The 18,070-nt window shown below is 71.7% G+C and carries 1 protein-coding gene (cut by a window edge); it reads left to right on the forward strand.

Annotated features, from left to right (window positions below):
- On the forward strand, positions 1-18,070 hold the 5' portion of the coding sequence (locus G4D85_RS39875) for a non-ribosomal peptide synthetase (RefSeq protein ID WP_164019495.1). 9,662 nt of this gene lie beyond the right edge of the window; 18,070 of the gene's 27,732 nt are visible here — the first part of the coding sequence; its start codon is at positions 1-3; its stop codon lies off the right edge, out of view.

Genomic DNA, 18,070 nt, shown 5'->3' on the forward strand with positions numbered 1-18,070 from the left:
ATGGCGCCTACCCCTGAGCAGAAGCGTGCGCGGCTCGCCGAGCTGCTGCGCGAGAAGAGCCGTTCCGTCCACCGTGCCCCGGTGTCCTTCTCCCAGGAGCGCATGTGGGTGCAGGAGCGGCTCAACCCCGGCAGCGCCGCCTTCAACCAGCCCATCGCCGTGCGGCTGTCCGGCGAGCTGGACGTGGACGGCCTGCGCCGGACGCTGCAGGAGCTGGTGCTGCGGCACGAGCCGCTGCGCACCACCTTCGTCGAGCAGGATGGCCGGGTGCAGCAGCACATCGCCGCCTCGGTGGAGGTGGCCCTGCCCGTGGTGGACGTGCAGGGCGCCGCCGGGGGCGAGGCGGAGGCCTGGCGCGGGCTGGATGCCCAGGCGCGGCAGCCCTTCGACCTGGAGAAGGGCCCGCTGCTGCGCACGGTGCTGTACCGGCTGGGAGCACGCGAGCACCTGCTGCTGCTCAACGTGCACCACCTCGTCTCCGACGGCTGGTCCCTGGGAGTCCTCGTACAGGAGGTGGCCGCGCTCTACGGCGCCTTCGCCCAGGGCAGGCCCTCGCCGCTGCCGCCGCTGCCCATGCAGTACGCCGCGTTCGCTGCCTGGCAGCGGGACTGGCTGGAGGGCGCGGTGCTGGACTCGCAGCTCTCCTGGTGGCGCCAGCGGCTGGACGCGGACGCGGTGCTGGAGCTGCCCGGCGACAGGCCCCGGCCCGCCATCGCCAGCTCCCACGGCGCGCGCCACACGGTGGTGCTGTCGCCAGGCCTGCTCCAGGCCCTCGAGGAGCTGGCGCGGAGCCAGGGCCGCACGCTCTTCCCAGTGCTGCTCGCCGCCTGGCAGGTGCTGCTGGCGCGCTACAGCGGCCAGGAGGATGTGGTGGTGGGCTCGCCCGTGGCGGGCCGCAACCGCGCCGAGCTGGAGGGCCTCATCGGCCTGTTCGTCAACACGCTGGCCCTGCGCGCGGACCTGTCCGGCGACCCGTCCTTCCTGGAGCTGGTGGACCGGGTGCACGCGTTCAACGTGGACGCCTTCGCGCACCAGGACGTGCCCTTCGAGAAGGTCGTGGAGGCCTTGCGCCCCGCGCGCCATCTGGGCGTCTCTCCCCTGTACCAGGTGATGTTCGCCCTGCAGAACGCGCCACTGCCCCCGCTGCGCGTGCCGGGCCTCGTCATGGAGGCCCAGCCGGTGGACAGCGGCGCCAGCCAGCTGGACCTGTCCCTGCTGGTGACGAAGGTGCCCCAGGGGCTGCGCGTGGCCCTCGTCTACCGCACGGACCTCTTCGAGAGCACCACGGCGGAGCGGATGCTGGGGCACTTCCAGACGCTGCTGGAGGGCATCGTCGCCGCGCCCCAGCGGCGCCTGTCCGAGCTGCCGCTGATGGAGGAGGCGGAGCGGCGGCAGGTGGTGAAGGAGTGGAACGCCACCGCGACTCCCTTCCCGCGCGAGGCCTGCGTCCACCAGCTCGTCGAGGCCCAGGCCGTCCGTACACCCGAAGCGGTGGCCATGCGCTTCGAGGACCAGCAGCTCACCTACCGTGAGCTCGATGCTCGCTCCAACCAGCTCGCCTGGCACCTGCGCTCGCTGGGCGTCGGGCCCGAGGTGCTCGTCGCCGTCTGCCTGGAGCGCACCGCCGAGCTGGTGATTGCCCTGCTGGGCGTGCTCAAGGCGGGTGGCGCCTACGTCCCTCTGGACCCGGCCTACCCCGCGGAGCGGCTGGCCTACACCCTGGACGACGCGCGCTGCCCGGTACTCGTCACCCAGCGCTCGCTGGCCCCGGGCCTGTCCCGCCCCGGCCTGCACCCCGTGCTGCTGGACGGCTTCGACGCCCTGGCCCACCAGCCCACGCACCCGCTCCCGCGCTCCAGCCAGCCCCACCACCTGGCCTACGTCCTCTACACCTCCGGCTCCACCGGCCGGCCCAAGGGCGTCGCCGTGGAGCACCGGAGTGCCGTGGCCTTCATCCACTGGGCGTTGGAGGCCTTCTCCGCCGAGCAGCTCTCCGGCGTGCTGGCCGCCACGTCCGTCAGCTTCGACCTGTCCGTCTTCGAGCTCTTCGTCCCGCTGAGCGGGGGCGGGTGCGTGGTCCTGGCGGACAACGTGCTGGCGCTGCCCTCGCTGCCGGCAGTCCGGGAGGTGACGCTCGTCAACACGGTGCCCTCGGCCATGGCGGAGCTGGTGCGGCAGCGGGCACTGCCCCCCGGCGTGGGCACCGTCAATCTGGCCGGAGAGCCGCTGCCGGCCTCGCTGGCCCAGGCCCTCTACGCCACCGGCACCGTGCGGGCCGTCTACAACCTCTACGGCCCCACCGAGGACACGACGTATTCCACCTACGCCCTCGTCCCGCCGGGCTCCGCCCTGCCGCCGTCCATCGGCCGGCCGCTGTCGGGCACGCAGGCGTACGTGCTGGACACCTCGCTGCGGCCCGTGCCCGTGGGCGTCCCCGGGGAGCTGTACCTGGGCGGCGTGGGGCTGGCGCGCGGCTACCTGCGCAGGCCGGACCTCACCGCCGCGCGCTTCGTGCCGGACCCCTTCAGCCAGGAGCCCGGCGCGCGCATGTACCGCACCGGCGACCAGGTGCGCTGGAAGGCCGACGGGACGCTGGAGTACCGGGGCCGGCTCGACTTCCAGGTGAAGGTGCGCGGCTTCCGCATCGAGCTGGGTGAGGTGGAGTCGGCGGTGCGCGCGGCGCCCGCCGTGCGCGACGCGGTGGTGGTGGCGCGCGAGGACGTGCCCGGGGACAAGCGCCTCGTCGCGTACGTGGTGCCCTCCGAGGGCGAGCCCTCCGTGCTGGACATGGCCGCGCTGCGCGCCTCGCTCCAGCAGCGGCTACCGGCGTTCATGGTGCCCTCGGCCTTCGTGGCGCTGGCCGCGCTGCCGCTGACGCCCAACGGCAAGCTGGACCGCAAGGCCCTGCCTGCGCCGGAGGCTCCCGTGGGGACCTCCACCTACGCGGCCCCGCGCAACGACACAGAACAACTGCTCGCGACGCTCTGGAGCGAGGTGCTGCGAGCGGAGCGCGTGAGCATCCACGACAACTTCTTCGAGCTGGGCGGCCACTCGCTGCTGGCCACGCAGGTCGTCTCGCGCATCCGCGCCACCTTCGGCGTGGAGCTGCCCCTGCGCTCCCTCTTCGAGGCACCCACCGTCGCGGGCGTGGCCGGGCTCCTGGGCGCAGCCACCCGGGCCCGGGTTCTTCCGGCCCTCGTCCCGGTGCCCCGCACGGGCGAGCTGCCGCTGTCCTTCGCCCAGCAGCGGCTGTGGTTCGTCGCCCAGCAGGAGCCCAATAGCGCCGCCTACAACGTGCCCGTGGCCCTGCGCCTGGAAGGCGCGCTGGATGCGAAGGCCCTGGAGGGCGCGCTGGCTGAAGTGGTGCGCCGTCACGAGACGCTGCGCACCACCTTCGCCTTGCGCGAAGGCCAGCCGATGCAGTGCATCCACCCCGGCGCTGACTTCGCCCTGGCCCGGGTGGAGCTGACCGGGTTGACCCCGGCCCGGCGAGAGGAAGAGGCCCGCCGGCTGGCACAAGAAGAAGCCCTGCGCCCCTTCAACCTCGCCACCGGCCCGCTGTTGCGCGGCTCGCTGCTCCGGCTGGGTGAAGACACGCACGTGCTGCTGCTGACGATGCACCACATCGTCTCGGACGGCTGGTCCATGGGCGTGCTGGTGCGCGAGGTGGTTGCCCTCTACACCGCCTTCGCCCAGGGCCTGCCCTCGCTCCTGCCCGAGCTGCCGGTGCAGTACGCCGACTACGCCGGCTGGCAACGCGCATGGCTTCAAGGCGAGGTGCTGGAAAGCCAGCTGGGCTGGTGGCGGGAGCACCTCTCCGGCGCGCCCCAGGTGCTGGAGCTGCCTGGCGACAGGCCCCGCCCCGCCGTCGAGTCCCACCGCGGCGCATACCTGCCCGTGCGCCTGCCCCATGCGCTCTCCGAGTCTCTCAAGCGCCTCTCCACGCGTCAGGGCGTGACACCGTTCATGACGGTGCTGGCTGGATACCAGGTCCTGCTGCACCGTTATTCCGGAGCAGCGGACCTCGTCGTCGGCGCTCCCATCGCCGGCCGTACCCATGCGCAGACCGAAGGCCTCATCGGCGTCTTCATCAACAACCTGGCCCTGCGGACCCGGATCGACCCGCGCGCCTCGTTCCTCGCACTGCTGAGCCAGGTGCGCACCACCACCCTGGGGGCCTACGAGCACCAGGACATTCCCTTCGACAAGCTCGTCGAGGAGCTCCGGCCCCAGCGCAGCCTGGGCCACTCGCCTCTCTTCCAGGTCAGCTTCACTCTCCAGAACGCCCCCATGGGTCCGCTGGAGGTTCCTGGTCTGCGCCTGGATCCGCTCGCCCTGGCCTCCCTGCCGACCAAGTTCGACCTGAGCCTCGTGCTGGAGGAGTCCCCGAACGGCTTCAGGGGCCACTTCCTGTACGCCGCGGACCTGTTCGACGCATCCACCGTGGCGCGTATGGCCGGCCACCTGCAGACGCTGCTGGAGGCCATCGCCGCCCACCCGGCTCACCCCGTCTCCGCGCTGCCGCTCATGGACTCCGCCGAGCGCCAGTGCCTGCTGGTGGAGTGGAACGCCACCGCCCATGACTTCCCTCGCGACACCTGCGCCCACCACCTCTTCGAGGCCCAGGCCCGCGGCACTCCGGACGCCGTCGCCCTTCGCTTCGGCGACGACGCCCTCACCTATGCCTGGCTGGACGCCCGCGCCAACCAACTGGCGCACCACCTGCGCTCACTGGGCGTCGGCCCTGAGACTCCAGTTGCCCTCCTGCTGGAGCGCTCCGTCGAGCTGCTCGTCTCCGTGCTGGGCGTCCTCAAGGCCGGTGGCGCCTTCCTGCCTCTGGACCCGGCCTACCCCGCCGAGCGCCTGGGCTTCATGCTGGCCGACTCCGCTGCTTCCGTCGTCCTCTCCGTGCAGCCCCTGGCCGGCAAGCTGCCCTCTCGCGGCGAGCACCGCGTCCTGCTCGACACGGACGCGCCGCTGCTCTCACGTCAGCCCCAGTCACCTCCGCACTCCGGGGTGACGGCCCAGAGCCTCGCCTACGTCCTCTATACCTCCGGCAGCACCGGCCGCCCCAAGGGCGTCATGGTGCCTCACCACGGCCTCGTCCACTACCTGCACTGGGCCCTGCGCGAGTACCGCGTGTCCTCCGGGCAGAGCGCCCCGGTGCATACCTCCGTCGCCTTCGACGCCACCCTCACCAGCCTCCTCGCGCCCCTGCTGGCTGGCGGCTCCGTGCACTTGCTGCCCTCCGGCAATGAGCTGGAGGCCCTCGCACAATCGCTTCGGCTTCACCGCCACGGCCTGGTCAAGCTCACTCCCGCCCACCTCCAGGCCTTGCTGGACCTGATGTCTGCTCAGGAGCTGGCTCTCCAGCAAGGCACCTTCGTCGTCGGTGGCGAAGCACTGCCCGCTGCCACCGTGGAGCGCTGGCGCCAGCTGGCCCCGCGTGTGCGCCTCATCAACGAGTACGGCCCCACCGAGACTGTCGTCGGCTGCTCCATCTACGACGTCAGCCGGGACGGCCTGGTGCGAGGCCTGGTGCCCATCGGCCGGCCCATCTCCAATACCGCCCTCTATATTCTCGACGCGCAGCTGCAGCCGGTGCCGGTGGGCGTCACCGGCGAGCTGTACATCGGCGGCGCGGGCGTGGCGCGCGGCTACCTGCGCCGCCCAGAGCTGACGGCCGAGCGCTTCGTGCCGGACGCCTTCAGCACCGTGCCCGGTGCGCGGCTGTACCGCACGGGCGACCTGGCGCGCTTCCTTCCCGACGGCAACCTCGACTTCCTGGGCCGCCGGGATGGGCAGGTGAAGCTGCGCGGCTTCCGCATCGAGCTGGGCGAAGTCGAAGCCGCCCTGCGCTCCCACCCTGGAGTCTCCGATGCCGTGGCCGCCGTGCGTACGGACGGGCCCTCCGGCCCGCGGCTCGTCGCGTACGTCGTGCCCGCGGAGGGTGCCGCCGCAGAGGCCCTGGACGCCCGTGCCCTGCGCGATTCACTCGCCCGGCAGCTGCCCGAGTACATGGTGCCTTCCGTCCTCGTGCACCTGGACGCCCTGCCGCTGACGCCCAATGGCAAGGTGGACAGGAAGGCGCTGCCCTCACCGGATGCAACCCATGTGGCGGCCTCCGAGTACGTCGCTCCGCGCACCTCCACAGAGATCCTTCTGGCCGACCTCTGGGCCCAGGTGCTGGGCCTGGAGCGCGTGGGCCTCCACGGCCACTTCTTCGAGCTGGGCGGCCACTCCCTGCTGGCCATCCAGCTCATCTTCCGCACCCGCACCCTCTTCGAGGTCGAGCTGTCCCTCGAGGAGCTGTTCTCGGCCCCCACGCTCGCGGAGTTCGCCCAGCAGGTGGAGAAGAGCCGCAGGGAGGCCCGGGGCCTCACCCTGCCTCCCCTTGTCCCAGTGCCGCGTACGGACGCGCTGCCGCTGTCCTTCTCCCAGCAGCGGCTGTGGTTCATCGATCAGCTGGAGCCCGACAGCGCCACCTACAACATCCCCGTGGCCTTGCGCCTGGAGGGCGCGCTGGACGCGAAGGCACTGGAGGGTGCGCTGGCCGAAGTGGTGCGCCGTCACGAGGCCCTGCGCACCACCTTCGTCTCGCGCGAGGGTCAGCCCGTGCAGTGCATCCACCCCGGCACTGACTTCTCCCTGGCCCGGGTGAATCTGACGGGACTGCCTCCCGAGCAGCGCGAGCAAGAAGCCCGCGGGCTGGCGCGGGAAGAAGCCCTGCGTCCCTTCAACCTCGCCACCGGTCCGCTGCTGCGCGGCTCGCTGCTGCGGCTGGACGACGAAGTGCACGTGCTGCTGCTCACCATGCACCACATCGTCTCCGACGGCTGGTCCATGGGTGTGCTGGTGCGCGAGGCGGCGGCTCTCTATGCCGCCTTCGCGAAGGGGCAGCCCTCTGCGCTGCCGCAATTGCCGGTGCAGTACGCCGACTTCTCGGCCTGGCAGCGGGGTTGGTTGCAGGGCGAGGCCCTCCAGGCGCAGCTGTCCTGGTGGCGCGACCACCTCGCTGACGCGCCCCATGTCCTGGAGTTGCCCACCGACAAGCCGCGCCCCGCCGTGCAGTCCCACCGTGGCGCGCACCTGCCCGTGCGCCTGCCGCGGGGTCTCTCCGAGTCCCTCAAGCGCCTCTCCACCCGCCAGGGCGTGACGCCCTTCATGACGCTGCTGACCGGCTTCCAGGTCCTGCTGCACCGCTATTCCGGCGTGGAAGACATCGTCGTCGGCTCGCCCATCGCCGGCCGCACCCACGCCCAAACCGAGAACCTCATCGGCTTCTTCGTCAACAGCCTTGTGCTGCGGACGCGGATTGACGCGCGGGCTTCGTTCCTGTCGCTGCTGGGCCAGGTGCGCACCACCACCCTGGCCGCCTACGAGCACCAGGATTTTCCCTTCGACAAGCTCGTCGAGGAGCTGCGGCCCCAGCGCAGCCTGGGCCACTCGCCCCTCTTCCAGGTCGACTTCACCTTCCAGAACACCCCCATGGGCCCGCTGCAGGCGCCAGGGCTGCGCCTGCACCCGCTCCCTCCCGAGTCGCTGCAGGCCAAGTTCGATCTGGGCCTCGTCCTGGAGGAGACGCCTGACGGCTTCAGCGGCGGCCTCGTGTACGCCGAGGACCTGTTCGAGGCCTCGACCGTGCAGCGCATGGCCGGGCATCTGCATGCGCTGCTGGAGGGCATCGTCGCCGACCCGGAGCGTTCCATCTCCGCGCTGCCGCTCATGGACTCCGCCGAGCGCCAGCGCCTGCTGGTGGAGTGGAACGCCACCGCACGCGACTTCCCCCGCCAGAGCTGCGTCCACCTGCTCTTCGAGGCCCAGGCTCAGCGCACTCCCGACGCCATCGCCCTTCGCTTCGGTGAGGACTCCCTCACCTATGCCCAGCTGGACGCCCGCGCCAACCAACTGGCTCACCACCTGCGCTCTCTGGGCATCGGCCCCGATACCCTCGTCGCCCTCCTGCTGGAGCGCTCCATCGAGATGGTGGTGGCCGTCTTCGGAGTGCTCAAGGCGGGCGGCGCCTTCGTCCCGCTGGACCCGGCCTACCCCGCCGAGCGCCTGGGCTTCATGCTGGCCGACTCCGCGGCCCCGGTCGTCATTACCGTGGAGCGCCTGGCGGATGAGCTTCCATCGCGCGGTGAGCTCTACGTGCTTCTCGACGCGGAGGCGCCGCTGCTCTCGCGCTACCCCGCCTCGCCTCTTGAAGCCACGGCAACGGCCGAAGGCCTTGCCTACGTCCTCTATACCTCTGGCAGCACCGGCCGCCCCAAGGGCGTCATGGTCACCCAGCTCGGCCTCGTCCACTACCTCCACTGGGCTCAGCAGGAGTATCGCCTGACGCCGGGGCTCTCAGCCCCCGTGCATACCTCCGTCGCTTTCGACGCCACCCTCACCAGCCTCCTCACGCCCCTGCTGGCTGGCGGCACCCTCCACCTGCTGCCCCCTGGCAATGAGCTGGAGGCGCTTGCTCACTCCCTCCGCATTCACCGCCACGGCCTCGTCAAGCTCACCCCCGCCCACCTCCAGGCCCTGCTGGAGCTCATGGCCCCCGACGCGTTGGCCTCTCAGGAGGCCGCCTTCGTCGTCGGCGGCGAAGCCCTGCCCGCCTCCACCGTGGAGCGCTGGCGCCAGCTGGCCCCGCGGGTGCGCCTCATCAACGAGTACGGCCCCACCGAGACAGTCGTCGGCTGCTCCATCTACGACGTCAGCCGGGACGGCCTGGCGCGAGGCCTGGTGCCCATCGGCCGGCCCATCTCCAATACCGCCCTCTATATTCTCGACGCGCAGCTGCAGCCGGTGCCGGTGGGCGTCACCGGCGAGCTGTATATCGGCGGAGCGGGCGTGGCGCGCGGCTACCTGCGCCGCCCGGAGCTCACCGCCGAGCGCTTCGTGCCGGACGCCTTCAGCTCCGAGCCCGGCGCGCGCATGTACCGCACCGGAGACCTGGCGCGCTTCCTGCCCGACGGCAACCTCGACTTCCTGGGCCGCCGGGATGGCCAGGTGAAGCTGCGCGGCTTCCGCATCGAGCTGGGCGAAGTCGAGGCCGTACTGCGCTCCCACCCTGGCGTCTCCGATGCCGTGGCCACCGTGAGCACGGACGGGCCTTCCGGTCCGCGGCTCGTCGCATACGTCGTGCCCGCAGCAGGTGCCGCCGCGGAGGCCCTGGAGGCGCAGGCCTTGCGCGAGGCCCTCGCCCGGCAGCTGCCCGAGTACATGGTGCCTTCCATCATCGTGCACCTGGACGCCCTGCCACTGACGCCCAATGGCAAGGTGGACAGGAAGGCGCTGCCCGCCCCGGACGCAATCCATGCGGTGGCCTCCGAGCCTGCCGCCCCGCGCACCTCCACCGAAGCCATGCTGGCCGACCTCTGGTGCCAGTTGCTGGGTGTTGCCCAGGTCGGCATCCACGACGACTTCTTCGAGCTGGGTGGCCACTCGCTGCTGGCGACCCAGCTCCTCTCCCGCATCCGCGCCCTCTTCGGCGTGGAGCTTTCCCTGCGCGAGCTGTTCTCCGCCCCGACGGTGGTTGAGCTGGCGCAGCAGGTAGAGACCCGCCGTAGGGAAGCCCAGGGCCTCACCCTGCCTCCACTCACCCCCACGCCTCGCACGGGCGAGCTGCCGCTGTCCTTTGCCCAGCAGCGGCTGTGGTTCGTCGATCAGCTGGACCCCGATAGCGCCACCTACAACATCCCCGTGGCACTCCGCTTGACGGGCGTGTTGGACGCAGACGCACTGGAGGGTGCGCTGGCCGAGGTGGTGCGCCGCCACGAGACGCTGCGCACCATCTTCATCTCGCGTGAAGGCCAGCCGGTGCAGTGCATCCACCCCACCGGTGACTTCACCCTGGCCCGGGTGGAGCTGACGCACCTGCCCACAGCCTGGCGCGAGGAAGAGACCCGCCGGCTGGCGCGTGCAGAAGCCCTGCGTCCCTTCAACCTCGCCACAGGCCCGCTGCTGCGGGGCTCACTGCTCCGGCTGGGCGAAGACACGCACGTGCTGCTGCTGACGATGCACCACATCGTCTCGGACGGCTGGTCCATGGGCGTGCTGGTGCGCGAGGTGGCGGCCCTCTACGCCTCCTTCACCCAGGGTCAGCCTTCCTCCCTGCCGCGGCTGCCGGTGCAGTACGCCGACTACGCCGCCTGGCAGCGCTCCTGGCTCCAGGGTGAGGCCCTCGAAGCACAGCTGTCCTGGTGGCGCGAGCACCTCGCGGGCGCCCCCCACCTGCTGGAGCTGCCCACCGACAGGCCCCGCCCGGCCGTCCAGGGCTTCCTCGGCGCGCATCACACGCGCGTGCTGCCGAGCGCACTGGTCGACTCGCTCCAGGCCCTCTGCCACCGAGAGGGCACGACCCTCTTCATGGTGCTGCTCGCCGGCTTCGAGGTGGTCCTCTCCCGGTACTCGGGGCAGGAGGACTTCGTCATCGGCACGGACATCGCCAACCGCACCCGCGCGGAGACCGAAGGCCTCATCGGCTTCTTCATCAACCAGCTGGCGCTGCGCGCCCAGGTGGGCGGAGACCCGAGCTTCCGCGAGCTGCTCGGCCGCGTGCGAGCCACCGCCCTGGACGCCTATGCCCACCAGGACCTGCCCTTCGAGGAGCTGGTCAAGGTCATCAACCCCGAGCGAAGCCTGGGCCACGCGCCCCTCTTCCAGGTGAAGCTGGTGCTCCAGAACCAGCCCACCACCGGACTGAAGGTGCCCGGCCTCACCCTCACGCCCGAGGGCACCCACGAGGCCGCCTCGCGCCTGGACCTCACCCTCTTCATCTTCCAATCAGCGCAGGGCCTGACCTGCACGTGCGAGTACCGCACCGACCTCTTCGAGCCCGCCACCATCGACAGGCTCGTGCGGCACCTGGGCACGGTGCTGGAGGCCGCCGCGGCAAGGCCCGAGACACCGGTGTCCTGCCTGCCGCTGATGTCCGAGGAGGAGCAGCGTCAGGTGCTGGTGGAGTGGAACGCCACCGCCCGCGACATCCCCCGCGACAGCTGCATCCACCACCTCTTCGAAGCCCAGGCCCGTGGCACTCCGGACGCGGTGGCCCTTCGTTTCGGCGACGACTCGCTCACCTATGCCCAGCTGGACGCCCGCGCCAACCAGCTGGCGCACCACCTGCGCTCACTGGGCATCGGCCCAGACACCCTCGTCGCACTCTTCCTGGAGCGCTCCCTGGAGCTGGTGACGGCCATGCTCGGCGTCCTCAAGGCGGGAGGCGCCTTCGTTCCGCTGGACCCGACCTACCCTTCCGAGCGCCTCGGCTTCATGCTGGCCGACTCGGCGGCCCCGGTCGTCATTACCGTGGAGCACCTGGCGGACGAGCTGCCCTCGCGCGGTGAGCTCTACGTGCTTCTCGACGCGGAGGCGCCGCTGCTCTCGCGCTACCCCGCCTCGCATCTTGAAGCCACGGCAACGGCCGAAAGCCTCGCCTACGTCCTCTATACCTCCGGCAGCACCGGCCGCCCCAAGGGCGTCATGGTCACGCAGCAGGGCATCGCCCACTACCTCGCGTGGGCACTCCAGGAGTACCGCGTGTCCTCCGGGCAGAGCGCCCCGGTGCATACCTCCGTCGCCTTCGACGCCACCCTCACCAGCCTCCTCACGCCGCTGCTGGCTGGCGGCTCCGTGCACCTGCTTCCCTCCGGCAATGAGCTGGAGGCCCTCGCACAATCGCTTCGGCTTCACCGCCACGGCCTGGTCAAGCTCACTCCCGCCCACTTCCAGGCCTTGCTGGACCTGATGTCTGCCCAGGAGCTGGCTCTCCAGCAAGGCACCTTCGTCGTCGGTGGCGAAGCACTGCCCGCCGCCACCGTGGAGCGCTGGCGCCAGCTGGCCCCGCGTGTGCGTCTCATCAACGAGTACGGCCCCACCGAGACTGTCGTCGGCTGCTCCATCCATGACTTGAATGAGAGCGGCCTGGTCCATGGGGCTGTCCCCATTGGCCGGCCCATCGCCAATACGGCGCTCTACATCCTCGATGCGAGGCTGCAGCCGGTGCCCGTGGGTGTCACGGGTGAGCTGTATATCGGCGGAGCGGGTGTCGCGCGCGGCTACCTGCGCCGCCCGGAGCTCACCGCCGAGCGCTTCGTGCCGGACGCCTTCAGCACCGAGCCCGGCGCGCGCATGTACCGCACCGGAGACCTGGCGCGCTTCCTTCCGGACGGCAATATCGACTTCCTGGGCCGCCGGGACGGCCAGGTGAAGCTGCGCGGCTTCCGCATCGAGCTGGGTGAAGTCGAAGCCGCTTTGCGCTCCCACCCGGGCGTCTCCGACGCCGTGGCCGCCGTGCGTACGGACGGGCCTTCCGGCCCGCGGCTCGTCGCGTACGTCGTGCCCTCGGGAGGTGTCGCGCCCGAGGCCCTGGACGCCCGTGTCCTGCGCGATTCACTCGCCCGGCAGCTGCCCGAGTACATGGTGCCTTCCATCATCGTGCACCTGGATGCCCTGCCGCTGACGCCCAACGGCAAGGTGGACCGCAAGGCCCTGCCCACCCCGGAGGCCGCGGCCCCCAGCGTCGACGAGGTCGCACCGCGCACTCCCACCGAAGAGCTGCTGGCCGGCCTCTGGGCCCAACTGCTGGGCGTCTCTCGTGTCGGCCCCCACGATGACTTCTTCGAGCTGGGCGGCCACTCCCTGCTGGCCACCCAGCTCATCTCCCGCCTGCGCTCCCTCTTTGGCGTGGAGCTGTCCCTGCGCGAGCTGTTCTCCGCTCCCACCCTCTCGCAGCTCGCCCAGCAGGTGGAGGTGAGCCGTCGACAGGCCCGGGGTCTCACCCTGCCTCCGCTCGTCCCGGTGCCTCGCACGGGCGAGCTGCCGCTCTCGTTTTCCCAGCAGCGGCTGTGGCTCATCGACCAGCTGGAGCCTGACAGCGCCACCTACAACCTGCCCGAGGCCTTGCGCCTGGAGGGCGCGTTGGACGCCAAGGCACTGGAGAGCGCGTTGGCCGAGGTGGTGCGCCGTCACGAGGTCCTGCGCACCACCTTCGCCTCTCGTGAAGGCCAGCCGGTGCCGTGCATCCACCCCGGCAGCGACTTCTCCCTGGCGCGGGTGGACCTGACGGGGCTGCCTGCTGCCCGGCGCGAAGCAGAGGCCCGCGGGCTGGCACGAGAAGAGGCTCTGCGCCCCTTCAACCTCGCGACCGGCCCGCTGCTGCGCGGCTCGCTGCTCCGGCTGGACGACGAAGTGCACGTGCTGCTGTTCACCCTGCACCACATCGTCTCGGACGGCTGGTCCATGGGCGTGCTGGTGCGCGAGGTGGCGGCCCTCTACGCCGCCTTTGCGAAGGGGCAGCCCTCTGCGCTGCCGCGGTTGCCGGTGCAGTACGCCGACTACGCCGCCTGGCAGCGCGGCTGGCTACAAGGCGACGCGCTGGAGAAGCAGCTGGGCTGGTGGCGCGAGCACCTGGCGGGCGTCCCCCACGTGCTGGAGTTGCCTGGCGACAGGCCGCGCCCCGCCATCCAGTCCCACCGTGGCGCCCAACTGCCCGTGCGCCTGGCTCGCGACATCTCCGAGTCTCTCAAGCGCCTCTCCACGCGCCAGGGCGTGACGCCCTTCATGACGCTGCTGGCAGGCTTCCAGGTCCTGCTCCACCGCTACTCCGGCGTGGCGGATATCGCCGTGGGCGCGCCCATCGCCGGTCGCACCCATGGCCAGACCGAAGGCCTCATCGGCTTCTTCGTCAACACCCTCGTCCTGCGCACGCACCTCAGGCCCGAAGACTCCTTCCTCTCGCTGCTGGCCCAGGTGCGCGCGACCACACTGGGCGCCTACGAGCACCAGGACCTTCCCTTCGACAAGCTCGTCGACGAGCTCCGGCCCCAGCGCAGCCTGGGCCACTCGCCCCTCTTCCAGGTCAGCTTCGCCCTCCAGAACACCCCCATGGGCCCGCTGGAGCTGCCGGGGCTGCGCCTGCAGCCGCTGGCTCCGGAAGCCGTACCGGCCAAGTTCGACCTGAGCCTCGCCCTGGAGGAGACACCCGACGGCTTCCGGGGCGAGTTCGTGTACGCCACGGACCTGTTCGACGCTTCGACCGTGGCGCGCATGGCCGGCCACCTGCTCACGCTGCTGGAGGGCCTTGCCGCCCATCCGGAGCAGCCTCTCTCCGCGCTGCCATTGATGGACGCGGTCGAGCGCCAGCGCGTGCTCGTGGAGTGGCAGGGTCAGCCCACGCCCTTCCCCGAAGACGCCTGCATCCACCACCTCTTCGAGGCCCAGGCCCGGCGTACGCCCGATGCCCTGGCCCTTCGCTTCGGCGACGACGCCCTCACCTATGCTCAGCTGGAGGCCCGTACCAACCAGCTGGCGCACCAGCTGCGCGCGCTGGGGGCCGGCCCCGAGGTGCTGGTGGGCGTGTGCCTGGAGCGCTCGCTGGAGATGGTGGTGGCGCTATTGGGCGTGCTCAAGGCGGGCGCCGCCTACGTGCCGCTGGACCCGGCCTACCCGCGCGAGCGGCTGGCGTGGATGCTGGAGGACGCGGCCGCCCCGGTGCTGCTGACCCAGCAGCACCTGCTCGGGGTGCTGCCGCCCCACTCCGCCCAGGTGTTGTGCCTGGACAGTGACTGGGACGTGGTGGCCCGCCAGCCCTCGTCGTGCCCCGTACCCCTGGCCGGGCCGGAGGCACTGGCGTACGTCATCTTCACCTCCGGCAGCACGGGCCGCCCCAAGGGGGCGATGAACGCGCACGCGGGCATCGTCAACCGCCTGCTGTGGATGCAGCAGGAGTACGGGCTGACTTCCACGGACACGGTGCTGCAGAAGACGCCCTTCAGCTTCGACGTGTCGGTCTGGGAGTTCTTCTGGCCACTACTGACGGGCGCGCAGCTGGTGGTGGCCCGTCCCGGCGGGCACCAGGACCCGGCCTACCTGGCGCGCCTCATCCAGGACTGTCGCGTCACCACGCTGCACTTCGTCCCCTCCATGCTCCAGGCCTTCCTCCAGGAGCCCGGACTGGAGACCGCGTGCGCGTCCGTGCGGCGCATCGTCTGCAGCGGCGAGGCGCTGCCGGCGGACCTGGCGCGGCACTGCCTGGAGCGGCTGCCGGGCGCCGGGCTGCACAACCTCTATGGCCCCACCGAGGCGGCCGTGGACGTCACCTTCTGGGAGTGCCGGGGGGACGACCGCCGCGCCTCGGTGCCCATCGGCCGGCCGGTGGCCAACACGCGCATCCACCTGCTGGACGCGCACCTGTCGCCGGTTCCGGTGGGAGTGCCGGGCGAGCTGTACATCGCCGGCGTCCAGGTGGGCCGCGGCTACCTCCAGCGGCCCGCGCTGACGGCGGAGCGCTTCGTGCCGGACCCGTTCTCCCCGGAGCCGGGCGCGCGCATGTACCGCACCGGCGACCTGGCCCGCTGGCTGCCCGACGGCACGGTGGACTACCTGGGCCGGCTCGACTTCCAGGTGAAGGTGCGCGGCTTCCGGATTGAGCTGGGTGAAATCGAGGCGGCGCTGGCCGCGCACCCGGACGTGCGCCAGGCGGTAGTGGTGGCACGCGAGGACATTCCGGGGCACAAGCGGCTGGTGGCCTATGTGGTGCCGGGCGAGGGCGCCACGCTGGACGGCTCCGCGCTGCGCGAGGCGCTGACGGGCCGGCTGCCGGAGCACATGGTGCCCTCGGCCTTCGTGGCGCTGGAGGCGCTGCCCCTGTCGCCCAACGGCAAGCTTGACCGCAAGGCCCTGCCCGCCCCGGAGGCGCGGCCGCGTGACGACGGGGACTTCACCGGGCCTCGCACGCCCGAGGAAGCCGCCCTGGCCACTGTCTGGGCGGAGCTGCTGGGCGTGCCCCGCGTCGGGCCGCACGACAACTTCTTCGAGCTGGGCGGTGACTCCATCCTCGCCATCCAACTCGTCTCTCGCGCCCGCCGCGCGGGCCTGCACCTGGCCGCCAACCTCGTCTTCCAGCACCAGACGCTGGAGGCCCTGGCGCGCGTGGTGAAGCGTGAAGGCCAGGTCCAGGCCGAGCAGGGCCTGGTGCAGGGCCCGGTGCCGCTGACGCCCATCCAGCTCGCTTTCTTCGAGCAGCCGCCGGCCCACCTCCACCACTACAACCAGGCCGTCGTCCTGGCCGCTCGCGGGGCGGTGGACGTGCCTGCCCTGGAGAAAGCCCTCCAGGCCCTGGTGGCGCACCACGACTCGCTGCGCCTGCGCTTCACGCTCGGGGCGGACGGCACCGCGCACCAGCACCTCGCCGGGCTGGAGGCGCTCGTGCGCGTGGAGCCGATGGACCTGTCCTCCCTGCCCGAGGCCGCCCAGGCGCAGGCGCTGGAGGCCGAGGCCACCCGCATCCAAGCCAGCCTCCGGCTGGACGAGGGACGGCTGCTGCGCGCTGCCCTCTTCCACTTCGGCCCGGCCCGCGCGCCCCGGCTGCTGCTGGCCATCCACCACCTCGCCGTGGACGGCGTCTCCTGGCGCATCCTGCTGGAGGACCTGTCCACCGCCTATTCGCAGTCGCTGCGCGGCGAGGCTGTGGCCCTGCCTCCGAAGTCCACCTCCTTCAAGGCCTGGGCGGAGAAGCTGCGGGCCTTCGCCCGCTCCGAGGAGCTGACGCACGAGTGGCCCTACTGGCAGGAGTCCGCTCACGCGCACGTGCCCGCCCTGCCGGTGGACCTGCCGGGCGGCGGCAACTCGCAGGCCTCTGCCCGCGGGGTGAGCGTGTCGCTGGACGCGGAGGAGACGCGCCTGTTGCTGCAGGAGACTCCCGCCGCCTGGCGCGCCCACATCAATGACGTGCTGCTGGCCGCGGTGATGGAGGGCGTGACGCACTGGACGGGCCAGCCCCGGCTGCGCGTGGACCTGGAGGGCCACGGCCGCGAAGACCTCTTCGAGGACGTGGACCTGTCACGCACCGTGGGATGGTTCACCTCGCTGTATCCCGTCGTGTTCGACGTCTCCGGCGCCGTCACCCCGGGCGACCGGCTGCGCGCCGTGCGGGACGCGCTGCGCCGCCTGCCCCGGCGTGGCATGGGCTACGGGCTGCTGCGCTACCTGTCCGGCGACGAAGGGGCCCATCTCCTGCGCGACGCCCCCCAGGCGCAGGTGCTCTTCAACTACCTGGGCCAGTTCGACCAGCTCGGCGGCTCGCAGGCGCCGGGCGCCACGCCGCCGCCCTTCACGCCCACGGGAGGGCCCACGGGCGCGCTGAGGAGCCCGGAGGGCGAGCGCACCCACGCGCTGGAAGTCACCGGCTACGTCTTCGACGGCCGGCTGACGTTGGGCTGGACGTACAGCACGGCGCTGCACCGGGAGGAGACCGTCCAGGCGCTGGCCACGCACTGCCTCGTGGCGCTGCGGCAGCTCATCGCCACCCGCGCTTCCGAGGACGCGCGCCGCTACACGCCGGCCGACTTCCCGCTCGCGAAGCTGGAGCAGGCCACGCTCGACCGGCTGCTGCCAGCGGGCCTGGCCGTGGAGGACCTCTACCCGCTGTCGCCGCTCCAGCAGGGCCTGCTCTTCCACACGCTGGCGGAGCCCGGCTCGGGCGTCTACGTCTCGCAGCTCGCGTGGACCTTCGGCGGCACGGTGGACCTGGCCGCCTTCCGGCGCGCGTGGGAGGCCGCCGTGGAGCGCCACCCGCTGCTGCGCACCTCCTTTATATGGGACGGGCTCGACGAGCCGCTGCAGCACGTCCACCCAGGCGTCCCCCTGCCCTGGGAGGAGCAGGACTGGAGGGACGTGCCCGAGGCCGGACAGCGGGCACGCCTCGACGCCCTGATGAGCGAGGACCGGGTGCGCGGGTTCGACCTGCGCCGGCCTCCGCTGATGCGCCTGACGGTGGTGCGCCTGGGCGAGCACACCTGGCGCGTCCTCTGGAGCCACCACCACCTGCTGCTGGACGGCTGGAGCCTGGGGCTGCTCTTCCAGGAGCTCTTCACTGCCTACGGCGAGCTCCGCGCGGGCCGGACGCCGCCCCGGAGCCCGTCGCGCTCCTTCCGCGACTACATCGCCTGGCTGGGGCAACAGCCCGAGGAGCGCACCGAGGCGTACTGGCGGGAGGCGCTGCGCGGCTTCACCGCCCCCACGCCCCTGCCAGGCCTGCGCTCCGCGAGCTCCGGTGCGGCGCCCTCTCGCGAGG

It is taken from the genome of Pyxidicoccus trucidator, assembly GCF_010894435.1.
GTDB classification, from domain to species: domain Bacteria; phylum Myxococcota; class Myxococcia; order Myxococcales; family Myxococcaceae; genus Myxococcus; species Myxococcus trucidator.